Raw genomic sequence first — 26,147 nt, forward strand, 5'->3', positions numbered from 1 at the left:
TCCATGCTGTTGCTGGTTCCCCTGTCGTTCGCCCCTGCAGGGGTACGGGCAGTGGAACATGTTCCGGGCAGTACACCGACCACGAACTGGGGAACCATCGAAGTCAGGCCACCCATCGATCATCAATACATCGGTGGGGGCGGCGGCTGGTGGTATGGATATGGGTCCGGAGGCCGGCCCGGCGGGCGGGATCCAGGACTTGGCGGCGGCGGGGGCTTGCCCAGCGAGACTACCAAAGAGCAGGAAACCGACGATCGTACCAACGAATGTCCGCAGATCGCCGGCAATCCCGTGGTGCTCTACACGGGCAACAAAGTGGAGGCCGAACTGGATTTCACCAGTGGCGGCGAGATGGGCCTGTACCTGCAGCGACGCTACAACCATCACTGGAGCGCGACCGGTCTGTTCGGCAGCCACTGGTTGAGCAACCTGGATTATTCGCTGGCGTTCACGCGGGCCAAGGACATGGCCTGGGTACAGTGGCCGGACGGTCGGCGGATAAAATTCCTGCGCGATTCCAGCAATGCGCGCTGGAACGAAGACAAGCCGCAGCCACGGCTCCACTTTGTCCGCAATAGCGACAGCACCTATACGCTGCGCAATGAAGACCATGGCGTGGAAATCTACAACGCCGATGGCTACATCATCGAACGCCGCAACCGACAGGGGGTGCGCTGGACGTTCGCTTACGACAACAAGTACCTGCAGCGGGTCACCCATTCATCGGGGCGCAGCATGCAGTTCGTCTGGAGCAACGGCGAGGTAAGCGCCGTCACCGATCCTGCCGGAAACATCTATCGCTACAGCTATACCGCAGATGTGTTCGGCGCGGGCCGTGGCCGCTTGGCCACCACCACCTTGCCGGGGGCGCCGGACACGACCATCAGCTATCACTACGAGGACCCACGGTTTCCCGGCGCACTCACCGGCAAGTCATTCAACGGGGCGCGCTACTCCACCTTCGCGTATGACGCCGCCAAGCGCGCCACGCTGTCCGAACATGCCGGCGGCGTGGAGCGCCATACGTTCTCCTATGTAGTGGAGACCGAACAGCAGGTGACCCCGCCCCCTGCCCCGATTCGCCCGGGCGGGGTCAAGGGCAACGAGGAAACCGGATGGTGTGAGTACAAGCCCGGCTTTGGGTACATCTGCTACGAGCCCCGCTTTGCACCGGGTGGGCAGCTGCTGCGTGCTGCGCAAACCAAGTCGCGGCCGGTCAAGATCAACGTCACCCAGACCAATCCGCTCGGCCGTAGCACCGTTCATGCATTCAATGATGGCAAGCTGGTGTCGGTCACCGGGCTGGCATCACCGCACTGTGCTGCCAGTTACAAGGAGCGCAGTTACGACGCCAACGGCCATCCCGACCTGGTACACGACTTCGCCGACAACCTCACCGATCTCGACTACGACGCACAAGGCTACCTGCTCAGGCAGGTTGAAGCGGTGGGCAGCAGCGCCGAGCGCACGACCACGTATGAGTGGGACCAGACCGACAACCATCTACTCAAAGCCACCGTGCATGGCCTTCGCGAAACCACCTACACCTATGAAGAACGTGGCAACCTCGCCTCGGTGACGGTGGTCAACCTCGGTACTGGTGGCGTACAGGGCCAGCAGCGGTCCACCCACTACCGGTACGGCTATCACGGCAACGGCATGAAGGCCTGGATCACCGAAGATGGGCCGCTGGCGCAGGATGAGATCACGACCCACTACAGCGAGCAGGGCGACCTTCTCAGTATCGGCAATGCACTGGGTCATAGCACCACGTATAGCAATCACAACGGCCTGGGCCAACCGGGTCGCATCACCGGCGCTAATGGCGACGTTACCGAACTGACCCATGACGGCCGCGGCCGGCTGGTGGTGCAGCGGCTGAGCATGGGCAACGATTGGGCCACCACCGCCATGGGCTATGACGGCGCAGGCAACCTCGCGAGCGTGACCCACCCCGATGGCGTGACCGTACGTTATGAGTACGATGCCGCACGCCGCCTGCTACACCAAGTTCAGCCTCACGGCGACGGCACCTATGCATGGGCGCGGTATGGCTATGACGTCGCTTCAAATCTGATTCGCAGTGAAGTGCTGTCCACCGACTATCCTCCTGGCAGCACGGTCATTGGTGCCATCGATGAGGTCAGCCAGGATGGCAGCTGGAACGGGTTCCTGCGCGGCTGGGCCTGCAGTACCGGCTCCAAAACCTCGATCCAGGTCGATGCCTATGCCGATGGTGGTACCTATCTGGGCAGCAGCCAGGCCAACCTGGCCAGCGAGCCGGCGGTCGCCGCGGCCTGCCAGGCCAACGGCAGCGCGTACCGCTTCCATATGCCGATCACCCTGCAACAGCGCCAGCAACTGGGGGGCCGCAGCGTTACGGTGTATGGGCTTTCGCCACTGGGCGGCGCCCACAACCGTGCGATCGGCAATTCGGGTCTATTCACCATCCCGACAGCCACGGTGATCGGCGATATCGGTGGCGTGACCCAGGACGCGGACTGGAACTACTTCGTGGAGGGCTGGGCCTGTTCAGTCGGGGTGGATACGCCGGTCGACGTCCATCTTTACGTCGGTGGCCCCGCTGGCGCGGGTACGTTTGCGTTGGCCGGCACCGCAAACCTGCCCACCGACGGCAGCATCGCCAGCGCCTGCCAGGCGCGTGGCAACGCATACGGATTCCGCCTCCCGCTTGATGCTGGCCTGCGCCATACACACGGCAATCAAGCGATCCATATCCACGCCATCTCGCCGGTGGGCCAGCCACATCTGACCATCAACCGCTCCGGAAGCCATGCTGTGCCGCCTGTGGTGCTCAGTGCGGAGTTTGTCGGTTTCAGTATTGCCCCCGGCCATATCTTCAACGGCGACGCCGGCAACATGACCATCCACGTCCGCAACAGCGGCAATGTAGTCTGGCACGGCAACACCAGGCTGGCTTGGTGGATATGGCAGACCTCGCAGCGCAACTACAGTTTCCTCGGCAGCCCGGTGGCGCCCGGGAGTGTGGCCACCTTCACGCAGGATATCTGGCCTGTCCACAACGGCAACGGTGTCGCTACATTCCGTTACATCGCACAGATGAGTACGGACGGAAACACCTGGGGACCGCAAAGCCAAGCCGATGTGAATGTGGAAAACGACGAGGGCTGGTGTCCGCCCAACAAGCCTTATTGCAATATTCCGCAGGTTGCAGAGCCAACCGATGATCCGCAACCGCCCCAAGGAGGTCGCTGATGTCCGCCTTGAGCTTGACTCTGCTGGCGCTGAACACAGTCACTTTCAGCGTCAGCTACGAGTACGACGAACTTGGCCGGCGTATTGCCGAACGGGGCAACGCCGGGCAGTACGTGCAGTACGCCTACGATTCCGAAAGCCGGGTCATTCAGATCACCGACACGCAGAATCGCCTCACCCGGATGGCCTACGACCCACGGGGACGCCTGCTGACCCAGACCGACGCAGCTGGCGGCGTAACCCGCTTCGCCTACGACCTTGGCGACCAGATAACCCAAGTGACCGATCCACGCGGCCTGGTCACCTCCTATACCTATGATGGCTTCGGCCAACTCTGGCAGCAGCAGAGCCCAGACACAGGCAGTACAACCTGGCAGTACGATGCAGTCGGCCTGCGCACTACGATGAGCCGCAACGATGGCAGCGTGGTGTCCTATGGGTATGATGGTTTGGGGCGATTGACCACGATCAGCGCTGACGGCCAGCAACAGGGCTACAGCTACGATTGGTGTAGTTGGGGAAAAGGACGCCTTTGCGGGCTGTCCGCGTTGGATACCGATACCCACTTCGCCTACAACCCGCGTGGCCAGTTGATGATCCGGCGCGACTGGATCAACGCGGCGGGCGAGCGTACCGACCACAGCACGCATTACGGCTACGACAGCATCGGCCGGCTTGGCGCAATTACGTATCCCGATGGAAATCAGGTCGGCTACACCTATGGCGTGGACGGTCGACTGAGCGCCATGTCAGCGACCATCGATGGCATCGTCCGGCCAGTGATCGGGCACACCAGCTGGAAAACCATCGGTGCACGGGCACGCATGGAGTATGGCAATGGCCTGGCCCGCGGATACGATCATGACCACGACGGCAGGCTCACCACCATGTCGGTACACCAGTCGGACAACACACCCGTGAGCCACTGGTCCTATCAGTACAGTCCAGACAGCGAGATTACCGCCATCAACGATGCGGTCAATCCGGACATGACCCAGCTCATCGGCTATGACGCGCTCAGCCGTCTCAGCCAGTTGACCCGCTTCGGCATCGCTAATCTGCTGTCCTATGACGCTGGTGGCAACCACGACCGCTACCAGGCCGGCAGCACGCTGACCGAGTACAGCATCGATCCACACAGCAACCGGGCGCTGGGTTACGTCCATCCCGACCGCGCGCGCCAGTACCACTACGACGCGCTGGGCAACCGCATCAGCGAGACCGATGGCAGCCGCATCCAGACCTATAGCTATGGTCCTTTCAATCGCATGCGCCAGAGCAACAGCGATGGGGTTACCACCCACTATCTGCTCAACGCCCAGGGGCAGCGGATTGCCAAAACCAATGCAGCCATCACCAGCCGCTACTACTACGGTGGTCAAAACCAGCTGCTGGCCGAGCAGAGCAACGACATCTGGAGCAACTACCTGTGGTTTGGCGGTGAACTGGTGGGCCTGAGCCGTGAGGGTGAGCTGTATCTGGTGCACACCGACCACCTGGGCCGCCCGGAGTTTGTGACGGACGGTACGCAACAGACGGTCTGGAAGGCGTACAACTACGCCTATGGCCGCAGCGTGCAGCAGGACGATATCGGCGGCTTAAACCTTGGCTTCCCTGGCCAGTACCACGATACCGAGTCCGGGCTCTGGTACAACGGCTTCCGCGACTATGATGCGACCATTGCGCGGTATGTGCAATCGGATCCGATCGGGCTCGGCGGTGGAATAAACACATATTCCTATGTCAAAGGAAACCCGATCAGCCTGATCGATCCGCTGGGACTGGAATGGGCGTACAACTCAGCGACGGGAAACCTCTATCACAACGGGACTTATGTATCGACAGGTTACGCAGGTCGTGGCGCCGGTGTTAATAACCCATGGATGCAGAAGGTGGGAAGTGTCGGGCCCTTGCCGACGGGGCGCTACACGATTGGGCCGCAGTACAACAGCCCGAACACCGGGCGGGCAACTATGGTGCTTACGCCAGCGCCTGCCAATGACATGTTTGGCCGAAGTGCATTCCGCATTCACGGCGACAACAGCACGCGGAATCGAACGGCCTCAGAGGGTTGCATGATCTTCGATAGGGATGTTCGAGATCAGATTGCCAATAGCGGAGACAACGACTTGGTAGTAGAACACCCGGCCCTCGTGATTATTCCATTCTGGTAAACAGCCATGAAACTACTTGTACTATCAGCTTTGGCATTCGTCGTATTGTCACCGACATTCGCCGGCGATAGAACAGTCCCTGCGGCGACGCGAGACGGCGACTCAACCAAGGTTGCCACCAGATTTGTCGATGGCATGGCGACTATTGATGAGCATGCTACTGGCCGTGGCTTCAAGGTCACAGTGAAGACAAGCAAGGCTGCTGACAGTCTCTTCAAAGAAGGTTTCAGATGGGGGGGCGAGGATACTTCGGCGCCCCCGAATCTGATTACCTCGATTGTTGTTCAGAGTGGTGCGGACAAACTTTTTGTCCCGCTATCGTCATACAGTGATCTTGGCGACCCGCGCCGAATTACCTTGAAACCCAGTGCCACTGGGTTTGAGCTTGCTATTGCTGGCGGTGATGCAGCTGTCGCTTTCAACGCTACTCTTGTATTTGAGAAGGGGCGGCTCACCCGCAGGCGGGTTGCTCATGGCGAGTTCCCGGACCAAGCATGGGAAGAAACCCGATACGCCTACAATACGCTCGATAACTGACGAGGCAGCAAGCGACCCCAATAACCGAATGGCATTACGCCACATTAGATGCGAGCAGTGGCGATGCTCATTAGACCGCTATGAATCGCCCCGACTTTCCTAGGGATGCTCTGAACAACTCCGCCGAAATTGTGCGGTAGCGCCGGCCGCTGGCCGGCCAGCTGATGGACAATGGCGGCCCACGTTGAGGAACGCCCCATGCGTAAGCTTCCCCGTCACGCCGCCATGGCGGACTCGGTGGGACGTCGGCGCTTCACAGCGCCTTGCCGGTGATCTCGGTGTACATCCGTTGCGCGTCGCCTGCGTCCTCCAACCCGGCGACCTGCATGCTGGCACCGAACGGACCCCGGATGGTGGCCACGGTAAGCACGCGGTCGCCCACGCTGAAAGCCACCCGGCGGCCGATCCTGGCCTGCGTTGCGGCCAGGAGGCGCGGCGCGGCGGCATCGGTCATCTGCACTTGAAGCATCGGCTTGCCGGTGGCGTCCATAACCAGCGCCACCAAAGCCACATCGGCGGTGGTGACCAACGGCGGTTCCTTCAGCAGCAACGGGGTGCCATCGCGGTTCTTCAGCGGCGTGGAGTGCGGGTTGCCGGTTTCATCCACCTCGCGCATCAGGATGCGCGCCTGCGCCAGCGGTGGCGCCCCGGCCGGCTCAGCGGACAGGCCGACGGCCTGACGGGTCTCTGCGCAGCCGGCCAAGGCCGCACAGGTGAGCATCATCACAACCAGCAGATAACCGCGCATGCGCCACTCCTCCGACGGGATGGTTGGCAGTATCGCTGTTATGCCGGGGCATTGCAGCGGATGGAGGGGTCCGGCATGGTGCCCGGCAGCCCAGGGCATACCGGCCCGATGCCTGGACATGCTCGCCGGCCCAACAGATCGCGTCTTCCATCACGGCACCCGCGCGCATACCCACAGGTGCACCTGCGCCGCGCCGGCCCGGCGCAGCGCGCGCACGGCGGCATCCAGCGTGGCGCCGGTGGTCATCACATCATCGACCACGGTCAGCCGGCTCGGCGGGCCGGCCGTCACCGTAAAGGCGTTGCGCACATTGCGGCGGCGCGCATCGGCGTCCAGGTCCGATTGCGGCGCGGTCAGCCGCTCACGCGACAGACCGTGCCACAGCGGGCACTGCAGCGAACGCGCCAGCGGCCGGGCCAGTTCCAGTGCCTGGTCGTAGCCACGTGCGCGCAACCGCTGGCGATGCAGCGGCAATGGCAGCAGCGCGCCGCTGGCGAACGCCGGCACCCGCTGCAGCATCAACTGCGACAGCAACCGGCCGGCCGCCAGGTCCTGGTGGAACTTGAAGCGCAACAGCAACTGATCCACCGGCGCGGTGTACACGAACGCGGCCGCCGCCGCGGCCTGCCGCGGCGGCTCGCGCAGGCAGGCCCCGCAGCGCGCGGCGGGCTCATCGGCCGGCAGTGGCAGCGCGCAGCCTGGGCAGGCGGCGTCGTTCCACGGCAGCGCGGCATGGCAGTCCGCGCACAGGTCCAGCCCGTCGCTGCCGGCTTCATCGCAGACCAGGCAGCGCAGTGGCAGGGTCTGGCGGCCAAGCCAGTCCAGCGCAGCGGCAATGCGGGCGCGCATGTTCTTCGTCCGGCATCAGGCGGTTGCGTTCAAGGCTGCCATCGTTGGCCGGCGCCGGCCGTCGGTACAAGCCGCGCCCTTGCATCAGCCGGGGCCGGCATGCGGCGGCAGACAACCGCCAATGGTGTTCACCGCCGTGGGTCGATCACCATTTCCATCAACTCGATCTCGGGTTGCCTTGCTCCGCCCATCGCCCCGTCCAGCCACAGGTCGGTACGATCTGCGCCTGGGCGGCCATGTTCAGCGCCCTTTGGGAAGACGGGGCGGGCGCTGGCTGGACACCAGGCGGTAGCGGTCGTCCCCGGCCTCGGCCAGGCCGGGGCGGTCGACCTGCGCATCGCCCTGCCGGTCCGCTGCCGCGCCCGCCTCGGCGGCCTGCGGTTCGTGGACGCCGCTGCGGGCGGCCCGATCACGGTCGGCGCCATCGTGCAGGCTGCTTCCCGGCTGCGCTTCGGCCACGGCGTACCCGCCCGGCTTGCGGCGCGGCGCCGGCCGGCGCAGGCGGTTGGCCGCCAGTTGGCGCCCCACCACATCGTCGGCGGCGATCCTGTCGATGTCCTGCTCCAGGCCCAGCGCGGACAACACCCGCAACACCGTGGACAGGCTGGTGCCCGCATCGCCCGCTTCGAGCTTGCCGATGGTGGTGCGGTCCACCCCGACCCGCTCGGCCAGAGTGGCCTGGCTCATGCCGCGGGCGAGCCGGGCCGTGCGCAGCCGCAGGCCAAGCCCGGCGATGCGCCTGGCGTGACCGGGTCTGGTTGGGGGAGTTCGCTTTGCCATGCTGCATTAAAACATCACACGCGGCCGCAATGTCAATTCAATCCATCACGCTCCAGCGGTCTGGCTTCAGATCCCGGACAGAATGGAATGATGGATTAATCCATCCCTCTGGGTCGACATGTAATTTTTATTCGACATTTTCAATGCTTGCATAGATATCCACTGTAAACCTTAGAGCTTATAGATAGGTTGACAGAAGGTGCCCGCCTGACCAGACTGCCGCCCTTTCACCCCTGTCAGGACCACCCTCATGGCTTCGGTCATCCGCCACGACTGGCATCGCGACGAACTGCTGGCCCTGCTGGCACTGCCGCTCCCGGAGCTGCTGCACCGCGCCGCCAGCGTGCACCGCGCCCACTTCGATCCCGCCGAAGTACAGGTGTCCACCCTGCTCTCGGTGAAGACCGGCGGTTGCCCCGAAGATTGCGCGTATTGCCCGCAGGCCCAGCGCTACAGCACCGGGGTGGATGCGCAGAAGCTGATGGCCACCGAGGACGTGGTGGCCAAGGCCCGCCAGGCCAAGGCGGCGGGCGCGTCGCGGTTCTGCATGGGTGCGGCCTGGCGCTCGCCCAAGGATCGCGACATCCCCAAGGTGGCGGCGATGATCGCCGAAGTGAAGGCGCTGGGGCTGGAAACCTGCGCCACCCTGGGCATGCTCAGCGGCGACCAGGCCGTGGCGCTGCGCCAGGCCGGGCTGGACTACTACAACCACAACCTGGACACCGCGCCGGACTTCTACGACTCGATCATCCATACCCGCCAGTACCAGGACCGCCTGGACACGCTGGGCCACGTCCGCGAAGCCGGGCTGAAGACCTGCTGCGGCGGCATCGTCGGCATGGGCGAAACCCGCGACCACCGCGCCGGGCTGCTGCAGGCGCTGGCCAACCTGCCCACCCACCCCGACTCGGTGCCGATCAACCGGCTGGTGCAGGTGGCCGGCACCCCGCTGCACGGCACCGCCGAACTGGACCCGTTCGAGTTCGTACGGATGATCGCCGTGGCCCGGATCGTCATGCCCGCGGCGATGGTACGGCTGTCGGCCGGGCGCGAAGCGATGAGCGACGAGCTGCAGGCGCTGTGTTTCCTGGCCGGGGCCAACTCGATCTTCTACGGGGAAAAACTGCTGACCACCGGCAACCCGGACACCGCGCGCGACCTGGCCCTGTTCGACCGGCTGGGCCTGCGCCCGATGGCGGTGACGGTGGACGCCGCCCACCACGACCACCCGGGCACGGTCCATGCCGACATCACCCAGGCCCAGGGCAGCACCGGCCGGGCCGATGAGCGCGCCGCCTGAGGCCGGCCCGGCGCCGGCCCCGGCCAGGCAGCGCCGCGCCCGGCAACCGGGTACGCTAGCCGCCCATCCATGCCAGCCGACCACCATGGCCCGCCCCGACCTGCACGACCGCATCCAGGCACAGCGCAAGCTCAGCGAGGCGCAGGGCCGCATCCGCGTGCGCCGCACCGTGACCCGTCGCGATGGCGTGCAGTTGGAGATCAATGGCCAGTGGTTGACCGGCTTCTGCAGCAATGACTACCTGGGCCTGTCGCAGCAGTTCGGGGTGGTCAGCGCGCTGCAGGACGCCGCCGCCCGCGAAGGCATCGGCGCCACCGGCTCGCACCTGGTCTGCGGCCACCACGCCGCGCACGATGCCCTCGAGCGGGAAATGGCCGACTGGCTGGGCTACCCGCGTGCGCTGCTGTTCGGCAGCGGTTTTGCCGCCAACCTGGCGGTGCAGCAGGCGCTGTTGAGCGAAGAAGACGATGTCTGCGTGCAGGACCGGCTCAACCACGCCAGCCTGCTGGATGCCTCGCGCCTGGCCGGCTGCCGGCTGCGCCGCTACCCGCACCTGGACAGCGAAGGCGCGCTGCGCCAGCTCAAGCATGCCGCCAATGGCGCGGCGATGCTGGCCACCGACGGGGTCTTCAGCATGGATGGCGACATCGCCCCGCTGCGTTCGCTGTCGCTGGTGGCGCGCATGCAGGAGGCGCTGCTGTACGTGGACGACGCGCATGGCATCGGCGTGGTCGGCCAGCACGGCCGTGGCTGCGTCGCCGACGCCGGGTTGGGGGTGGCCGATGTGCCGCTGCAGCTGGCCACGCTGGGCAAGGCGCTGGGCGGCGCCGGCGCGGTGGTGCTCGGCGATGACGCGTTGATCGGGCACCTGGCCGAAACCGCGCGCCCGTACATCTACACCACCGCGCTGCCACCGGCCCAGGCCGCCGCGTCGCTGGCTGCGGTGAAGCTGGCCCGCCGCGATGATTGGCGCCGGCAGAAGCTGGCCGAGCTGGTCGGTGGGTTCCGCGCCGGTGCACGCCAGCACGGGCTGGAGCTGATGCCTTCCGATACGCCGATCCAGCCGCTGCTGTGCGGCGCCGAAACCACGGCGATGGCGCTGTCGGCCGCACTGGAAGCGTCCGGCTTCCTGGTCGGCGCGATCCGCCCGCCGACCGTGCCTGAAGGCAAGGCGCGGCTGCGCGTGACCCTGTCGGCGCTGCATACCCCGGCCCAGGTGCGCTCGCTCACCGAAGCGATCGCCCATGCGCGCGACACCGTGCTGCGCCAGCAGTCGCTGGATGCCCTGAGCGCGTGAGCCGGTCGCGGTGAGCCTGCATATCGAGGTAGTCGGCCAGGGCCCGGCGCTGGTCCTGATCCATGGCTGGGCGCTGCACGGCGGGGTGTTTGCGCCCCTGGTCGAGCGCCTGTCGGGGCAGTACCAGCTGCACCTGGTCGATCTGCCCGGGCATGGCGCCAGCGGCGACGACGCCACTCCGCTGCGCTTGCCGCACGTGGTCAACGCGATCGCCGCGGCCACCCCGCCGGCAGTGTGGTGCGGCTGGTCGCTGGGCGGGCTGTTCGCCCTGCATGCCGCCGCCACGCTGCCGCAGGTGCGCGCGCTGGCGATGATCGCTGCCACCCCGCGTTTCGTGCGTGGCGACCACTGGCCGCATGCGGTCGAGCCGGCGGTGTTCCAACAGTTCGGCCAGGACCTGGCCCAGGACTATCGCGGCACCCTGGAACGCTTCCTGGCCCTGGATGCGATCGGCTCCGAGCACGCCCGGCAGGAACTGCGCACGCTGCGCGGGATGCTCATCGCCCGCGGCGAGCCGGCCCCACGTGCGCTGCACGAAGGCTTGCGCCTGCTGGAAACCGCCGACCTGCGCGGCGCCCTGCCCGGGCTGGGCAAGCCCAGCCTGTGGCTGGCCGGGCAGCGCGACCGGCTGGTGTCGGCGCACGCGATGCAGGCCGCCGCGGCGCTGGCGCCGGGCGCGCAGGCGCAGGTGATCGCCCACGGCGGCCATGCGCCGTTCCTCGGCCATGCCGACCAGGTCGCCGCCCTGCTGCAACACTTTGTTGCCGCGCTACCCTGAGCCATTGGCCGCACGCATCACCGATCATGTACGCCTGCCAATCACCACGGAGCTGAGCCATGGATCTTGGAATCACCGGACGCTGGGCCCTGGTCTGCGCCGCCAGCAAGGGATTGGGCCTGGGCTGCGCGCGGGCGCTGGTGCGCGAGGGCGTCAACGTGGTGGTGGCCGCGCGAGGCGAAGACGCGCTTGAGCGCGCCGTGCTGGAGCTGCGGGCGCTGCCCGGCGCGCACAGCGTGGTAGGGGTGGTCGCCGACATCACCACCGACGCCGGCCGCCAGGCGGCCTTGGCGGCCTGCCCGCAGGTGGACATCCTGGTCAACAACGCCGGCGGCCCACCGGCCGGCGATTTCCGCCAGTTCAGCCGCGAGGACTGGATCGCCGCGCTGGACGCCAACATGCTGGCCCCGATCGAACTGATCAAGGCGACCCTGGACGGCATGATCGAACGCGGCTTCGGCCGCATCGTCAACATCACCTCGTCCTCGGTGAAGGCACCGATCGACATCCTCGGGCTGTCCAACGGCGCCCGCTCGGGATTGACCGGCTTCGTCGCCGGCCTGGCGCGCAAGACCGTGGCCCACAACGTCACCCTCAACAACCTGCTGCCCGGCCAGTTCGACACCGACCGCCTGCGTGGCAACTTCGCCTACCTGGCGCAGCAGCAGGGCATCGACGCCGGCCAGGTCGCCGAGCGCAAGCGTACCCATATTCCCGCCGGCCGCTTCGGCACCGCCGACGAATTCGGCGCCGCCTGCGCGTTCCTGTGCAGCGCCCAGGCCGGCTACATCACCGGGCAGAACCTGCTGATCGACGGCGGCGCCTACCCGGGCACCTTCTGACCCCACGCAACACCGCGTCTGCATCGAGTACCCCCATGACCTCCCGTTTTTTCGACCCCCACCATGTCCGCCGCGCGTTCTCGCGCGCCGCCAGCAGCTACGATGCCGCCGCCGCGCTGCAGCGCGAAGTGGAAAAGCGCCTGCTGGAATCGCTGGATTACCTGGAAAACCGCCAACCGCAGGTGGTGCTGGATATCGGCAGCGGCACCGGCCACGCCAGTGCGGCGATGAAGAAGCGCTGGCCCAAGGCGCAGGTGATCGCGCTGGACCTGGCCGAGCCGATGCTGCACCAGGCGCGCAGGCAGGCCGGCTGGTGGAAGCCGTTCGCGCGCGTGTGCGGCGATGCGCAGGCCCTGCCGCTGCTGGACCAGAGCGTGGATGTGATCTTCAGCAATCTGTGCCTGCAATGGGTGGAAGACCTGCCGGCGGTGTTCGCCGGTTTCCGCCGCGCACTCAAGCCCGGCGGGCTGCTGGTGTGCTCCACCTTCGGGCCGGAAACGCTGGTCGAACTGCGCGAGGCCTTCGCCCAGGCCGACACGGTGCCGCACGTCAGCCGCTTTGCGCCGATCGCGCAGTTCGGCGATGCGCTGATGATGTCCGGTTTCCGCGACCCGGTGCTGGACCGCGACCTGTTCACCCTGACCTACCCCGACCTGACCGCGCTGATGCGCGAACTGCAGGCCATCGGCGCCACCAACGCCCGCCACGACCGCCGCCATACGCTGACCGGGCGCGGCCGTTTCGACGCCGCGCGCGCCGCCTACGAGCCGCTGCGCCGCGCCGACGGCAAGCTGCCCAGCAGCTGGGAAGTGATCTATGCGCATGCATGGGCACCGGAGGCCGGCGCGCCTATCCGCGAACACGGCCACGACGTGGCCAGCGTACCGGTCTCGGCGATTCCGATCCGGCGGCGCAACACCTGATGCGCAGGGCAGCGGGGCAGAGCCCCGCTCTACGACGTCGAGAACAGACCGCACGCCAACCGTAGCGCCGGGTTCTACCCGGCTGCCGTTGGCGGTTCGCATTGCGCAAGGCAGCGGGGCAGAGCCCCCGCTCTACGCCGGGAACAGGTCGCGGTGGAAGAAGTAGATTTCCTGCACCAGGAACCGCCAGCTGGTGTGGAAGCTGCGGAAACGCGTGCTCGGCGTCGAGGACGCCAGCGCATCGATGCCCAGCTCGCGCGCCAGGCGCAGCGCGCGCGCCATATGCAGCGGATCGCTGACGATGATCACCCGGTGCAGCTTGCGCTGCTGCATCAACCGGCGCGCTTCGATCAGGTTCTGCCGGGTGGTGCGCGAGGCGGTCTCGATCAGGATCGCCTCATCCGGCACGCCCTGCTTGAGCGCATAGCGGCGCGCCACCTGCGATTCGGAAAAGCGCGCGCCGCTGCCGCCATAGCCGCCGGTGAAGATCAGCAGCGGCGCATAGCCGTGCTGGTACAGGTCCAGGCCGTGGCGGATGCGCTCTTCGAACACCGGCGAGGGCTTGGCATCGTAGGCGGCCGCACCCAGCACGATGATCGCATCGGCCTTGGCCGCCTGGTCGCGCTCGCCCACCCACACAATCCAGGTGGTCACGCACAGCAGCCAGGCCACCAGCGCGATGCACAGCCGCCACAGCCAGCCCAGCACGCCCACCCCGCCCCGCCGGCTCATGCGCCCGCCCATGGCAGCGCGTCCAGGTCGACGTTGCCGCCGGACAGCACCACCCCGACCCGCTGCCCGGCAAACCGCGCCGGCGCAGACAGCACCGCCGCCAGGGCGATCGCCGAAGACGGTTCCACCACCTGCTTGAGCACCTGCCAGATCAGCCGCATCGCCGCCACGGTGTCCGCGTCGGTGACGGTGATCACGCTGGCCGCCGGGTGCAGCAGCGCGAAATTGGGTTCGCCCAGGGTGCCGCGCAGGCCATCGCAGATCGTGTCGGGGCTGAAATCGATGCGGCGCTGGCCGGCGGCCAGCGAACGCGCGGTATCGGCCGCGCCCTCCGGCTCGGCCAACACCAGCCGGGTCTGCGCAGCCACCGCCTGCAGCGCCAGCTGCGTCCCCGCCGCCAGGCCGCCCCCGCCCACCGGCACCACCATCACGTCGAACGGGCCATGGCTGTGCAGCAGTTCCAGCGCGGCCGTGCCCTGCCCGGCGATCACCTGGCGGTCGGCGTAGGGGTGCACCAGGGTCGCCCCGGTTTCGGCCTGGACCTGGGCGCACATCGCCTCGCGCGCGGCGATCCCGGCCGCGCAGCGCCACATGGTCGCGCCATGGCGGACGATGTTGGCCAGCTTGGCCGCCACTGCGCCCTCGGGCACCACCACATGGCAGGCGATGTCGCGGGTGCGCGCCGCCAGCGCCAGCGCCGCGCCATGGTTGCCGGACGAATGGGTGACCACCCCGCGTGCGGCCTGCGCCGCGTCCAGCGCCCACACCGCATTGCAGGCGCCGCGGAACTTGAACGCCCCGCCGCGCTGCAGGTGCTCGGCCTTGAACGCCAGACAAGCGCCCGCCAGCCCGTCGAGCACGTGCGAACCCAGCACCGGGGTCACGCTGGCATACGGGGCGATGCGTGCAGCGGCGGCCAGCAGATCGTCGACACAGGGCAAGGGTGAATCGCTCATGACGCAAGATTAACGTATGCCCCGCGCTCGCATCGCCTGCCACCGGGGGATGCCCCGGCCACGGCAATCCTCCATTCAGATCGGCGCAAGCTTCCCGCGCAACGCGCAGCGGGCCCAGGCGCGGCAACCTCGCCTGTGGGCGGCGTCAGCGCCTGCACCCGCCAGCGCGCTCTGGCGTATCGCCCTCCGACACCGTTAAGGTGCGTAGTTAAGGGCCGATTCAATGCGCCGGGCTGAAGCTGCACCTACACCCTCTGGGGGGACCCATCATGAAAATGCGCCTGATCTTCGCCGGTGGCCTGCTGCTGGCCCTGTCCGGCTGCGCCACCTACGACTACGTCGGCGGTGGTGGCGGCAACGGTTACTACCACGGGGCACCGTCGGTGGAATACCGCTACCCCTATGGCTATCCCAACGGTTACGGCAGCGGCTATTACGGCGGTGGCTATTACGGTGGCGGTGGCTACGGCTATCCCGCCTATCGCCCCTACCCGAACTACCGGCCGTATCCAAACTACCGCCCGCCGCACAACCACCGCCCGCCGCCGCGCCCGGGCAACGGCAACGGCGGCAACGTGCGCCCGCCCGATCGCCCGCGTCCTTCCTACAACGGCGGCTCGCCGTGGCGGAACCTGGACTCGGTCGGGTCGCGCCCGCAGCCACAGCAGCGTCCGTCGCCGCCGCCGCAGGCACGTCCGGCCCAGGCACCGCGTCCATCGCAGCCCAGGATGAACGGTTCCCCATGGCGGAATTTGAACCAGCGCACAGTTGAGCCCTGATCCATCTTGATTTTCACGTGCCGAGCGGTTCAATCTAGGCGCGCAGTGACGGCCTCGGTCGAAAAGTGACAAAAGCGACACAGGGCGTCACAAACAGCTCTATGTCGATATCCGACAGGAACATCTGGATCCCCCCTGTTCCGGCCCTGTCGGATGTCGGCACCTCTCAAGCAGAAGGCCCCGCCAATGGCGGGGCCTTTTGTTTCTGGGCGGGCTTGTTCCGGGTGGCCTGCTCCGGGCCCGGCACCGGCCTGGCTGGCCTGGCCGCGGCCACCGGCGCAGAAAAAAAACAGGGCCGGCAGTCCCCCGACTGCCGGCCCTTCTGCTTCCCCGGGATGCGCATGGACCGGCCCCTGTTCCAATTCCCGTCCGTAGCGCCAATGGCGCCTGCCATCCTGGGTGCTATTGGGTTATCTGCAGAAAACGTGCCAACTTGAGGGTTGTTTTCGTCGGCCCGCACGATTGGCGTTAAAATCGCCACCCGCGCCCTGCCCCAGGGCTGATCCGGGCCGTTGCCGCCCGCCCGAGCCCCACCCCATGACCGACTCCTTCTACCGCTACGACGTCATCGTGATCGGCGGCGGCCACGCCGGCACCGAAGCCGCGCTGGCGGCCGCGCGCAGCGGTGCGCGCACCCTGCTGCTGACCCACAACGTGGAAACCATCGGCGCGATGAGCTGCAATCCGGCCATCGGCGGCATCGGCAAGGGCCACCTGGTCAAGGAAATCGACGCACTCGGCGGTGCCATGGCGCATGCCGCCGACCGCGCCGGCATCCAGTGGCGCACCCTTAACGCCTCCAAGGGCCCGGCCGTGCGCGCCACCCGCTGCCAGGCCGATCGCAACCTGTACCGCATGGCGATCCGCCAGATCGTCGAGGCCCAGTCGAACCTGACCGTGTTCCAGGCCGCGGTGGACGACCTGCTGATCGACGGCGATGCCGTGCGCGGGGCGGTCACCCAGACCGGGCTGAGCTTCCATGCCCCGGCCGTGGTGCTGACTGCCGGCACCTTCCTGGCCGGCAAGATCCACGTCGGCCAGACCCAGTACGCCGCCGGGCGCATGGGCGACCCGCCGGCCACCACCCTGGCCGCGCGCCTGCGCGAGCGCCCGTTCGTGATCGACCGCCTGAAGACCGGCACCCCGCCGCGCATCGACGGCCGTTCGCTGGACTACACGGTGATGGACGAGCAGCCCGGCGACGACCCGCGCCCGGTGATGTCCTTCCTCGGCGACGCGGCCGAGCACCCGGCCCAGGTCAGTTGCTGGATCACCCACACCAGCGAGCGCACCCACGAGATCATCCGCAGCGCGCTGCACCGCTCGCCGTTGTACAGCGGCCAGATCGAGGGCATCGGCCCGCGCTACTGCCCCTCGATCGAGGACAAGGTGGTGCGTTTTGCCGAGAAGGCCAGCCACCAGATCTTCGTCGAGCCCGAAGGGCTGGACGTGGTCGAAATCTATCCCAACGGCATCTCCACGTCGTTGCCGTTCGACGTGCAGCTGGCCCTGGTGCGCAGCATCGCCGGCTTCGAGAATGCGCACATCACCCGCCCCGGCTATGCGATCGAGTACGACTACTTCGACCCGCGCGGGCTGGCCAACACGCTGCAGACCAAGACGGTGTCCGGGCTGTTCTTCGCCGGCCAGATCAACGGCACCACCGGCTATGAGGAAGCCGCCGCGCAGGGCCTGCTGGCCGGCATCAATGCGGCCCGCCACGTGCGCGGGGAAAGCGGCTGGTGCCCGCGCCGCGACGAGGCCTACCTGGGCGTGCTGGTCGACGACCTGATCACCCACGGCACCACCGAGCCGTACCGCATGTTCACCAGCCGCGCCGAATACCGGTTGCAGCTGCGCGAGGACAATGCCGATGTGCGCCTGACCGGCATCGGCCGCGAACTGGGCCTGGTCGATGAGCGCCGCTGGCGCGCATTCCAGACCAAGCAGGAGGCGGTGGCGCGCGAATCGGCGCGGCTGGGCGCGCTGTGGGCCACCCCGGGCAATGCACTGGGCCGCGAAGTGGAAGCCGCCCTGGGCGTGGCGGTCAGCCGCGAAACCACGGTGCTGGACCTGATCAAGCGCCCCGAACTGGACTACGCCACGCTGATGCAGGTGCCGTCGCTGGGCCCGGCAGTGGCCGATGCCAAGGTTGCCGAACAGGTCGAGATCGGGGTCAAGTACGCCGGCTACCTGGGCCGCCAGCGCGAGGAGATCGAGCGCCAGCAGCGCCATGAGAACACCGCGATCGCCAACGATTTCGACTATGCCGCCGTGCGCGGCCTGTCGGCCGAAGTGCAGCAGAAACTCGAGCGCGTGCGCCCACAGACCCTCGGCCAGGCCCAGCGCATCCCCGGCATGACCCCGGCGGCGATTTCGCTGCTGCTGGTGCACCTGGAACGCGCAAGGCGCGCACGCGTGGCGTAAGCCCATCCACGCATGGCGTGGATCTACGATCATGCGCGTAGCTCCACGCGTTGCGTGGATATCGCGCGGCATGGTCCATGATGAGCCGGCCAGCGGCCGGCACTACCAACACAGGAACTGCAACATGTCCCCGATCCGCCCCTTCCTCGACAAGCTCCCGGTGCTGGGCCAGCGCTGCTATATCGATCCGGCCTGCACCCTGATCGGCGAGGTGGAACTGGGCGATGACGTGTCGGTGTGGCCGGGCACGGTGATCCGCGGCGACGTCAACCATGTCCGGATCGGCGCGCGCAGCAATATCCAGGACGGCACCATCATCCATGTCAGCCACCACAGCCCCTACAACATGGGCGGCTACCCCACCCTGATCGGCGAAGGGGTCACCGTCGGCCATGGCACCATCATCCACGCCTGCACCATCGGCGACTACTGCCTGATCGGCATGGGCGCCTGCATCCTGGACGGGGCGCGGGTGGAGACCCACGGCTTCGTCGGTGCCGGGGCGGTGGTCGGCCCGGGCAAGGTGGTCGGCGAAGGCGAGCTGTGGGTGGGCAACCCGGCGCGTCGGGTGCGCAGCCTGAGCAGCAAGGAAATCGAGTCGCTGCACTACTCGGCCGACCACTACGTGCGGCTGAAGGACCAATACCTGGGCTGATCACGGTCGCCTGCGTCGTTCCCGCCCCACCTGGCGCCTGCCGCTGGGCATCGACGCGGCCGCACGGTAAAGTCCACAGCCGACCAGGAAGCAGTCGAGAACCGCATGCCCCCGCTGGCAGCCGACCGGAGAGGATTCCGGCGCCCCCTTTCCCGCCGCGTGCGCCCATGAGCGCACCGATGCTGGATACCTACCGTGAAGTGATCACGCCCGAAGGCGTGCCGCTGCACCTGCCGGCTGCCGGCCCGGTGCCGCGTGCGCTGGCCTGGGCGATCGACTTCGGGGTGCGGCTGGGCGCGCTGATCGTGCTCAGCATTCCGCTGGCCTTCCTCGGCGACTTCGGCCAGGGCCTGTATTTGGCGTTGATGTTCCTGCTGATGTGGGCCTACACCATCGTGCAGGAAGCCTGCTGGGGCCGCACCCTGGGCAAGCGCGCGCTGGGCCTGCGGGTGGTGTCGCGCGATGGCGCGCCGATCGGCTGGATGGCCGCGATCACCCGCAACCTGCTGCGCACCGTGGACATGCTGCCGTTCGCCTATGCGCTGGGGCTGCTGTCGAGCCTGTTCGACGCGCACGGGCGCCGCCTGGGCGACCTGGTGGCCGGCACCGTGGTGATCCACGACAGCCCGCGCCCGGTGGTGTCCCTACTGGCCATCGATACCGTACTGGCCCCGCCGCAACCGCTGCAGCCGGCCGAACAGGCGGCCGTGGTCGCCTTTGCCGAGCGCGCGCCACGGCTGTCCGGCCCCCGCCAGCAGGAGCTGGCCGCGCTGGTCGCCCCGCTCAGCGGCGGCGCCGGCCAGGTCGGCGTGCTGCGTCTGTACGCGATCGCCAACTGGCTGCTGGGACGGCGATGAGACAGGAACAGTTCGTCACCCGTTACCAGGGCGAATGGCAGGCGCTGGAACAGTGGCTGGCGCTGCGCGGCGACAGCGCGCGGCGCGCCCGCCAGCACGCCAATGCCGACACGCTCAACGACGAGGACATCCCGCAGCACTACCGGCGGCTGTGCCAGCAGCTGGCGCTGGCGCGCAAGCGCGGCTACAGCCCGCAGCTGGTGGCCCGCCTGCAGGCGCTGATGCAGCAGGGCCACAGCCTGCTGTACCGCACGCCCGCACCACGCTGGCGGCGTGCGCTGGAATTCCTGTTCGCCGATTTCCCGCAGCTGGTACGCAGCCAGGCGCGCAGCATGTGGGTGGCCACCGCGTTGTTCGTGGTGCCGCTGGTCGGCAGTTTCGCGCTGCTGCAATGGCACCCGCAGCTGATCCACCTGCTGATGGACAACGGCCAGATCGCCGAATTCGAACGCATGTACGACCCGGCCTCGCCCCACCTGGGACGCGACAGCGGCACCGACTGGATGATGTTCGGCCACTACATCATGAACAACATCAGCATCGGCCTGCGTACCTTCGCCAGCGGCCTGCTGGCCGGGGTGGGCACGGTGCTGGTGCTGCTGTTCAACGGTCTGACCATCGGTGCGGTGGCCGGCCACCTGCAGCACATCGGCCATGGCGATCCGTTCTGGCGCTTCGTGGTCGGCCACGGCGCGTTCGAGCTGACCGCGATCGTGATCGCCGGCGGCGCCGGGCTGCAGCTGGGCATGAAGCTGCTGGCACCCGGGCGGCGGCGGCGGGTCGATGCGCTGGTCGAGGGCGGGGTGATCGGCGCGCGGCTGTGCCTGGGCGTGGCGGCGATGCTGTTGGTAGCCGCCTTCATCGAAGCCTTCTGGTCGTCCATCGCGCAGGTACCGGCCTGGGGCAAGTACGGCGTGGCGGCAGTGTTGTGGACGCTGGTGCTGGGCTGGCTGTGGCGTGGTGGACGCGGAGCCGGCCATGCGCATTGAGCAGCTGGACGTGGTGCTGCGCGCGCGCAGCGGCTGGGAGGCGATGGAACTGGGCACCGCGCTGGTGCGCCGGCATGCGCGGGCGATCTGGGCACCGTGCCTGCTGCTGGGCCTGCCGCTGTTTGCGCTGGTCAATGCGCTGGCCTGGTGGGCCGATGCGTTCGGCCTGGCCTGGCTGCTGATGTGGTGGCTCAAGCCGGTGTTCGACCGGATCACGCTGTATGTGCTGTCGCGCGGCGTGTTCGGCGACACCCCCGGCACACTGCAGACCCTGCGCGCGCAGCGGCATTGGGGCGGCAGCGGCTTCTGGGGCTACCTGGGCTGGCGCCGTTTCAGCCCGCTGCGCACGCTGCTGCTGCCGGCCAACCTGCTGGAAGGCAACCCGCCCGCGCAACAGGGCGCCCGTCGCCGTGCGATCGCCAGCGACGCCTTCTTCCATGCGCTGTTGCTGACCACGGTATGCATGGTGTTCGAACTGGTACTGGTGGCCGGCGGCATCGCGGCGGTGTTCATGTTCGTGCCGTTCGAACTGCTGTCCGACTCCTGGCGCGCGGCACTGGACATGGTCCGCGAAGACACCCCGGCCTGGGCGCTGCTGGGCCTGAACCTGGCGTTCTGGCTGGCCGCCAGCCTGATCGGGCCGTTCTACACCGGGGCCGGTTTCGGCCTGTACCTCAACCGGCGCACCGAAATGGAAGCCTGGGACGTGGAGATCGCGTTCCGGCGCCTGGCCACCCGCCTGCAGCAGGCAGCGCCGCTGCTGGCGCTGGTGCTGGTGCTGGGCTGGCCCGGCGGTACGCTGCACGCGCAGGAGGCCGCGCCGCACACCGCCGGCGCGCAGGCCGCTTCGGAGCTGGATGCCCTGCTGGGCAAGGACGACGCGGCCGACGATGAAGCGGACGAAGACGAGGTACCGCTGGACCACCGCAACGATCCGGCCAACACCCCCGAGGTGATCTTCGCCGACCGCAGCGCCGATACCGCCGGCTTCCGCCAGGCGGTGCAGCGCGCCTACGAAGACCCGCTGCAGAGCCCGACCCGCAAGGTGAGCCGCTGGCAGCGCACGCTGGACGAAGCGCTGCGCAAGGAAAAGGAAAAGCAGGACGCCGCCAGCGCGCGCGGCGAACGCAGCCGCGCCAAGGGCCCGCTGTTGCCGGCACAGATCGCCGAGTGGATGTTGTGGGGGCTGGTCGGGATACTGCTGGTACTGCTGCTGGTGACCGCACCGCGCTGGCTGCGTTGGCTGCGCGGTTCCGGCGGCCGCCGCAGCGCGGTGGCAGCCACGGTGGTCGAAGAAGCGATCGTGCTGCCCGAGGTGGTGCCGCCCGATCCGGCCGCGCAGGCGCGCACGCTGTGGCAACAGGGCCGCCCGCGCCAGGCGCTGGCGCTGCTGTACCGCGCCAGCGTGGATTCGATGAGCGAGCGCGCGCAGATCAACCTGCCGCCCGGTGCCACCGAGGCGCAGTGCCTGCGCGCATCGCGGCGCATGCCCGACCCGGCCGACCGTGACCTGTTCGCACGCATGGTGCAGGTCTGGCAATACGCGGCCTATGCCGGCCAGTTGCCCTCCAGCGAAGCCTTCGACACCCTGGCCGGCACCCTGCTGCAACAGTTCCGGTGGCGCGCATGAGTACCCGCCTGCGCTGGCTGCTGGTCGGGGCGGTGTTGCTGCTGGTCGGCGTGCCGGCCGCGATCGTGTTCCTGCGCACCCACGAACGGGTCGACGAGATCGAGCAGCTGGCCCCGCGCGGCGAAGCCAGCTACAACCCGTTGTACGTACTCGGCCAGGCACTGCGGGCCGACGGCATCAGCGTGCAGTCGCAGCCGCGCCTGGACCTGGCCAGCATGCCGCTGCAGCCGCACGACACCCTGGTGCTGCTGCAGGACAGCGCCGACCTGCCGCCGCACAGCGCCCAGGCATTGCTGGCCTGGGTGGCACGCGGCGGCCACCTGCTGGTGCGCACGCCACCGGCCGCCCCGACCGACCTGGACAGCAACGGCCCGCTGCTGGACGCCCTGGGCGTGGATGCCCGTGGACACGACAGCAGCTGCCAACCGTTCCATGTGGCCGATGATCCGCACCATATCGAGTTCTGCCAGGGCCGCCGCTTCGTCCTGGCGGCCCCTGCGGGCATGCGCGTGGCGCACCGCTGGGGCGATGACGAGGACGGCCTGGTGTTCGCCCGGCTGGCCCACGGCCAAGGCAGCATCGATGTGCTGGCCGACATGGAGTTCATGAAGGGCCAGGGCCGCCCTGCGCCGGCCGACGCACCGACCGGCAAGACGGGCAGGAACATCGACGGCCTGCACGACAAGGCCCATCGCGACCTGACCCGCTACCTGCTGGCGCCGCGCTACGGCCAGGGCACGATGTGGCTGGTGTACGCCTCGCGCCCGCCGTCGCTGTGGCAGCGCCTGTTCTTCCAGGGCTGGCCGGTGTGGGTGCCGCTGTTGCTGGCCCTGCTGGGCTGGTTGTGGCTGCGCGCGCAGCGCATGGGCAGCCTGTTGCCATCGCCGGCGATCGAACGCCGTTCGCTGCTGGAGCACGTCCGCGCCAGCGGCGAACACCTGCTGCGCTATGGCAAGACCCCGCTGCTGTACGACGCGGTGCGCCGCGCCTTCCTGGGCCGGCTGCGGCGCCGCGCGCCGGCCGCCGCCGCACTCGCCGGCGACGCCCAGGTGCACGCCATCGCCACCTTGCTGCACTGGCCGCACGCCCGCGTCCAGACCGCGTTGCACGCACCGGCCTCGCACGACGTGGCCGGCCTGCGCGAACGCATCCGCCTGCTGATCCAGATGAGAAACCTGCTATGACCGAGCCGACCGTTCCGCCGCCGCTGTCTCCCCCCGAACCGTCGCCGGCCGCCGCCGGGCCGACCCTGGCCGCGCGCGTGGATGCCGTGCGCGAGGCGGTGGGCCGTGCCTTCATCGGCCAGCCCGAAGTACTCGACCAGATCCTGATCGCGCTGCTGGCCGGCGGCCACGTGCTGATCGAAGGCGTGCCCGGGCTGGGCAAGACCCTGTTGGTACGCGCACTGGCGCAGGCACTGGAGCTGGACTACGGCCGCGTGCAGTTCACCCCCGACCTGATGCCCAGCGATGTCAGCGGCCACGCGGTGTACGACCCCAAATCGGAAAGCTTCAAGATCCGCCGCGGCCCGGTGTTCACCAACCTGCTGCTGGCCGACGAAATCAACCGCGCCCCGGCCAAGACCCAGTCGGCGCTGCTGGAAGTGATGCAGGAGGGCCAGGTCACCATCGAGGGCAAGTCGTTCGCGCTGACCCCGCCGTTCCTGGCGCTGGCCACGCAGAACCCGGTCGAGCAGGAGGGCACCTACCCGTTGCCCGAAGCGCAGCTGGACCGTTTCCTGCTCAAGGTGCTGATCGACTACCCGCAGCTGGAAGACGAAAAACGCATGGTCGATGCGATCACCACCGGGCGCAGCGCGGCCGACTTCGATTTGTCCCAGGTGCCGCGCGTGCTGACCGCCGCCGAAGTGGTGGCGCTGCAGCAGGCCACCGCAGCGATCACCGTCGACCCGCAGGTGATCGACTATGCCGTGCGCATCGTCGCCGCCACCCGCCAGTGGCCGGGCATCGCGCTGGGCGCCGGCCCGCGCGGCAGCATCGCGCTGGTGCGTGCCGCGCGCGCGCAGGCAGTGCTGGCCGGGCGCGATTTCGTCACCCCCGATGATGTGCGCGACATCGCCAAGCCGGCGTTGCGCCACCGCATCGCGCTGGCCCCGGAACTGCAGATCGAAGGCCAGTCCGCCGACGATGCGCTGACCGCGCTGCTGGCCAAGGTGGAAGCGCCGCGCAAATGAGCCCGTACCGCTGCCGCCACCATTGCCGGCCGCTGCGATGAGGCCGGCCCCGCTGCTGCTGGCGCTGCTGGTGGGCTGGGCGTTGCTCGGGCTGCCGGTGGCGTTCGGGCGGTGGCCGCAGCTGGCCTGGTATGGCGCCGGCGCGGCCATCGCGCTGCTGGCCCTGGTCGACCTGCTGCGCCTGTGGCGGCAGCCCTCGCCCAGCATCCAGCGCGAGCTGCCCGAGGCATTGGCGCTGAATGTCGAACGCCAGGCCACGCTGCGGGTGGAATCCAGTCTGCGCCAGCGGGTGGAACTGTTCGACCTGGTGCCCGGTGAGTGGGCGCTGCAGGGCTTGCCCCGCACGCTCACGCTCAAGCCGATGGTGGCCAGCAGCATCCAGTACACGCTCACCCCCACCGCGCGCGGGCGCTTCGCCTTCGACGGCGTGCACCTGCGCGTGCACGCGCCGTGGCGGCTGTGGCGCCAGCGCCGGCTGCTGCCACCGGCACTGACCGTACGGGTGTATCCCAACTTCGCGCCGCTGACCCGGTTTGCGCTGTTCAGCGCCGAACAGGCCTCGCGGCTGGTCGGCGCGCATCTCAAGCGGCGCCGTGGCGAAGGCACCGACTTCCACCAGATGCGCGAGTACCGGGTCGGCGACAGCCTGCGCCAGATCGACTGGAAGGCCACCTCGCGCGCGCGCAAGCTGATTTCGCGCGAATACCAGGACGAAAAGAACCAGCAGCTGCTGCTGATGATCGATACCGGCCGGCGCATGATGGCCAGCGAAGGCGGCCTGTCGCATTTCGACCACGTGCTCAACGCATCGCTGGTGGTGTCCTACCTGGCGCTGCGCCAGGGCGACGGCGTGGGCCTGTTCGCCAGCGGCGGCGACAGCCGCTGGGTGGCCCCGCAGCGCGGCATGGGCGCGATCGACGCGCTGCTGCGCGCCAGCTACGACCTGCAGGCGCGCCCGGTGGCCACCGATTACCTGGCCGCGGCCACCGAACTGTCGCTGCGCCAGCGCCGCCGCTCGCTGGTGATGCTGGTCACCAATGTGCGCGATGAAGACATCGAAGACCTGCTGGCGGCGGTGCGCCTGCTGCAGCGCCAGCACCTGGTGTGCGTGGCCAGCCTGCGCGAGCGCGAGCTGGACACGGCGCTGGAGCAGCCGGTGGAAACCCTGCAGGACGCCACCCAGGCCGGCGCGATCGCGCGCTACCTGCAGCAGCGCAACGAAGCCCATGAAGCCCTGCGCAGCCACCGGGTGATGGTGCTGGACGTCACCGCCGATGCGCTGCCCGGCGCGCTGGTGGAACGGTATCTGGCGGTGAAACGCGACGGGTTGCTGTAACCGCGCGTACCGACCAACGGTCGGTACCTACCGGCCTGCGGTCGCCACCCACCACAACGCGGGTAGGCCACGACCGTTGGTCGTGGCGCGCGGTGGATCGGCCCGGTAGGTGCCGACCGTTGGTCGG

Annotated in this window: 22 protein-coding genes; 17 read left to right on the plus strand and 5 right to left on the minus strand. The window is 68.1% G+C overall.

What is annotated here, in order from left to right:
* Positions 1-3: 3 nt before the first annotated feature.
* Genes IC535_RS09835 through IC535_RS09845 form a run of 3 tightly spaced genes read left to right on the plus strand, consistent with a single transcriptional unit; the run spans position 4 to position 5,948 of the window.
* Positions 4-3,237 carry a DUF6531 domain-containing protein gene (locus IC535_RS09835; protein ID WP_228886072.1) on the plus strand — a complete coding sequence of 1,078 codons (3,234 nt, stop codon included), beginning with the start codon at positions 4-6 and terminating at the stop codon, positions 3,235-3,237.
* Complete coding sequence (locus IC535_RS09840) at positions 3,237-5,411, plus strand: RHS repeat-associated core domain-containing protein (RefSeq protein WP_228886073.1); 2,175 nt, start codon at positions 3,237-3,239, stop codon at positions 5,409-5,411. Before IC535_RS09835 ends, IC535_RS09840 begins: the two co-directional genes overlap by 1 nt.
* Positions 5,412-5,417: 6 nt before the next feature.
* Entirely contained in the window at positions 5,418-5,948 is a 531-nt protein-coding gene (locus IC535_RS09845) for a hypothetical protein (protein WP_228886074.1), read from the plus strand.
* A 253-nt stretch (positions 5,949-6,201) separates the two neighbouring features.
* Here IC535_RS09845 and IC535_RS09850 read toward each other — a convergent pair whose 3' ends face one another.
* The 3 genes from IC535_RS09850 to IC535_RS09860 all read right to left on the minus strand — a co-directional run bounded on the left by IC535_RS09850 (position 6,202) and on the right by IC535_RS09860 (position 8,325).
* On the minus strand, positions 6,202-6,696 hold the full coding sequence (locus IC535_RS09850; protein WP_228886075.1) for a SecDF P1 head subdomain-containing protein: 495 nt from the start codon (positions 6,694-6,696) through the stop codon (positions 6,202-6,204).
* 150 nt (positions 6,697-6,846) lie between these two features.
* A complete protein-coding gene (locus IC535_RS09855; RefSeq protein WP_228886076.1) occupies positions 6,847-7,545 on the minus strand; it encodes a ComF family protein in 699 nt (232 codons plus the stop codon).
* 240 nt (positions 7,546-7,785) lie between these two features.
* Positions 7,786-8,325 carry a helix-turn-helix transcriptional regulator gene (locus tag IC535_RS09860; RefSeq protein ID WP_267472974.1) on the minus strand — a complete coding sequence of 180 codons (540 nt, stop codon included), beginning with the start codon at positions 8,323-8,325 and terminating at the stop codon, positions 7,786-7,788.
* Positions 8,326-8,575: 250 nt separating this feature from the next.
* Between IC535_RS09860 and bioB the strand changes: the two genes are divergently transcribed.
* The 5 genes from bioB to bioC all read left to right on the plus strand — a co-directional run bounded on the left by bioB (position 8,576) and on the right by bioC (position 13,465).
* Entirely contained in the window at positions 8,576-9,625 is a 1,050-nt protein-coding gene (gene bioB, locus IC535_RS09865) for a biotin synthase BioB (protein WP_228886078.1), read from the plus strand.
* Positions 9,626-9,710: 85 nt separating this feature from the next.
* A complete protein-coding gene (gene bioF / locus IC535_RS09870; RefSeq protein ID WP_228886079.1) occupies positions 9,711-10,922 on the plus strand; it encodes an 8-amino-7-oxononanoate synthase in 1,212 nt (403 codons plus the stop codon).
* A 16-nt stretch (positions 10,923-10,938) separates the two neighbouring features.
* On the plus strand, positions 10,939-11,700 hold the full coding sequence (bioH, locus tag IC535_RS09875) for a pimeloyl-ACP methyl ester esterase BioH (RefSeq protein ID WP_228886174.1): 762 nt from the start codon (positions 10,939-10,941) through the stop codon (positions 11,698-11,700).
* A 59-nt stretch (positions 11,701-11,759) separates the two neighbouring features.
* Entirely contained in the window at positions 11,760-12,542 is a 783-nt protein-coding gene (locus IC535_RS09880) for an SDR family oxidoreductase (protein WP_228886080.1), read from the plus strand.
* Between the two features lie 35 nt (positions 12,543-12,577).
* Entirely contained in the window at positions 12,578-13,465 is an 888-nt protein-coding gene (gene bioC, locus IC535_RS09885; RefSeq protein WP_228886081.1) for a malonyl-ACP O-methyltransferase BioC, read from the plus strand.
* 132 nt (positions 13,466-13,597) lie between these two features.
* Here bioC and IC535_RS09890 read toward each other — a convergent pair whose 3' ends face one another.
* Together IC535_RS09890 and IC535_RS09895 are read right to left on the minus strand one after the other, a co-directional pair.
* Positions 13,598-14,209 (minus strand): YdcF family protein, encoded by a 612-nt coding sequence (locus IC535_RS09890; RefSeq protein ID WP_228886082.1) that lies wholly within the window; start codon positions 14,207-14,209, stop codon positions 13,598-13,600.
* Positions 14,194-15,153, minus strand: coding sequence for a pyridoxal-phosphate dependent enzyme (locus IC535_RS09895; protein ID WP_228886083.1), 960 nt, complete (start codon positions 15,151-15,153; stop codon positions 14,194-14,196). The genes IC535_RS09890 and IC535_RS09895 overlap by 16 nt, the downstream gene beginning before the upstream one ends.
* 269 nt (positions 15,154-15,422) lie before the next feature.
* Here IC535_RS09895 and IC535_RS09900 point away from each other — a divergent pair, with 269 nt between their 5' ends.
* The 9 genes from IC535_RS09900 (at position 15,423) to IC535_RS09940 (ending at position 26,020) form a co-directional block, all read left to right on the plus strand.
* The gene (locus tag IC535_RS09900) at positions 15,423-15,932 is read left to right on the plus strand and encodes a hypothetical protein (protein WP_228886084.1); all 510 of its coding nucleotides are present in this window, start codon (positions 15,423-15,425) and stop codon (positions 15,930-15,932) included.
* Positions 15,933-16,469: 537 nt separating this feature from the next.
* Complete coding sequence (mnmG, locus tag IC535_RS09905) at positions 16,470-18,359, plus strand: tRNA uridine-5-carboxymethylaminomethyl(34) synthesis enzyme MnmG (protein WP_228886085.1); 1,890 nt, start codon at positions 16,470-16,472, stop codon at positions 18,357-18,359.
* A gap of 124 nt (positions 18,360-18,483) precedes the next feature.
* Positions 18,484-19,014, plus strand: a complete 531-nt coding sequence (locus IC535_RS09910) for a gamma carbonic anhydrase family protein (RefSeq protein ID WP_228886086.1) — start codon at positions 18,484-18,486, stop codon at positions 19,012-19,014.
* A gap of 167 nt (positions 19,015-19,181) precedes the next feature.
* Positions 19,182-19,871 carry an RDD family protein gene (locus tag IC535_RS09915; RefSeq protein ID WP_228886087.1) on the plus strand — a complete coding sequence of 230 codons (690 nt, stop codon included), beginning with the start codon at positions 19,182-19,184 and terminating at the stop codon, positions 19,869-19,871.
* A complete protein-coding gene (locus IC535_RS09920; protein ID WP_228886088.1) occupies positions 19,868-20,860 on the plus strand; it encodes a stage II sporulation protein M in 993 nt (330 codons plus the stop codon). The genes IC535_RS09915 and IC535_RS09920 overlap by 4 nt, the downstream gene beginning before the upstream one ends.
* On the plus strand, positions 20,850-22,490 hold the full coding sequence (locus IC535_RS09925) for a DUF4129 domain-containing protein (RefSeq protein ID WP_228886089.1): 1,641 nt from the start codon (positions 20,850-20,852) through the stop codon (positions 22,488-22,490). The genes IC535_RS09920 and IC535_RS09925 overlap by 11 nt, the downstream gene beginning before the upstream one ends.
* Positions 22,487-23,674 (plus strand): DUF4350 domain-containing protein, encoded by a 1,188-nt coding sequence (locus tag IC535_RS09930; RefSeq protein WP_228886090.1) that lies wholly within the window; start codon positions 22,487-22,489, stop codon positions 23,672-23,674. Before IC535_RS09925 ends, IC535_RS09930 begins: the two co-directional genes overlap by 4 nt.
* The gene (locus IC535_RS09935) at positions 23,671-24,684 is read left to right on the plus strand and encodes an AAA family ATPase (RefSeq protein ID WP_228886091.1); all 1,014 of its coding nucleotides are present in this window, start codon (positions 23,671-23,673) and stop codon (positions 24,682-24,684) included. The genes IC535_RS09930 and IC535_RS09935 overlap by 4 nt, the downstream gene beginning before the upstream one ends.
* A gap of 37 nt (positions 24,685-24,721) precedes the next feature.
* Positions 24,722-26,020: a DUF58 domain-containing protein gene (locus tag IC535_RS09940; RefSeq protein WP_228886092.1), complete on the plus strand. Its 1,299-nt coding sequence runs from the start codon at positions 24,722-24,724 to the stop codon at positions 26,018-26,020.
* Positions 26,021-26,147 lie beyond the last annotated feature (127 nt).

The organism is Stenotrophomonas rhizophila, from assembly GCF_020857975.1.
In the GTDB taxonomy this organism is placed as follows: domain Bacteria; phylum Pseudomonadota; class Gammaproteobacteria; order Xanthomonadales; family Xanthomonadaceae; genus Stenotrophomonas; species Stenotrophomonas rhizophila_C.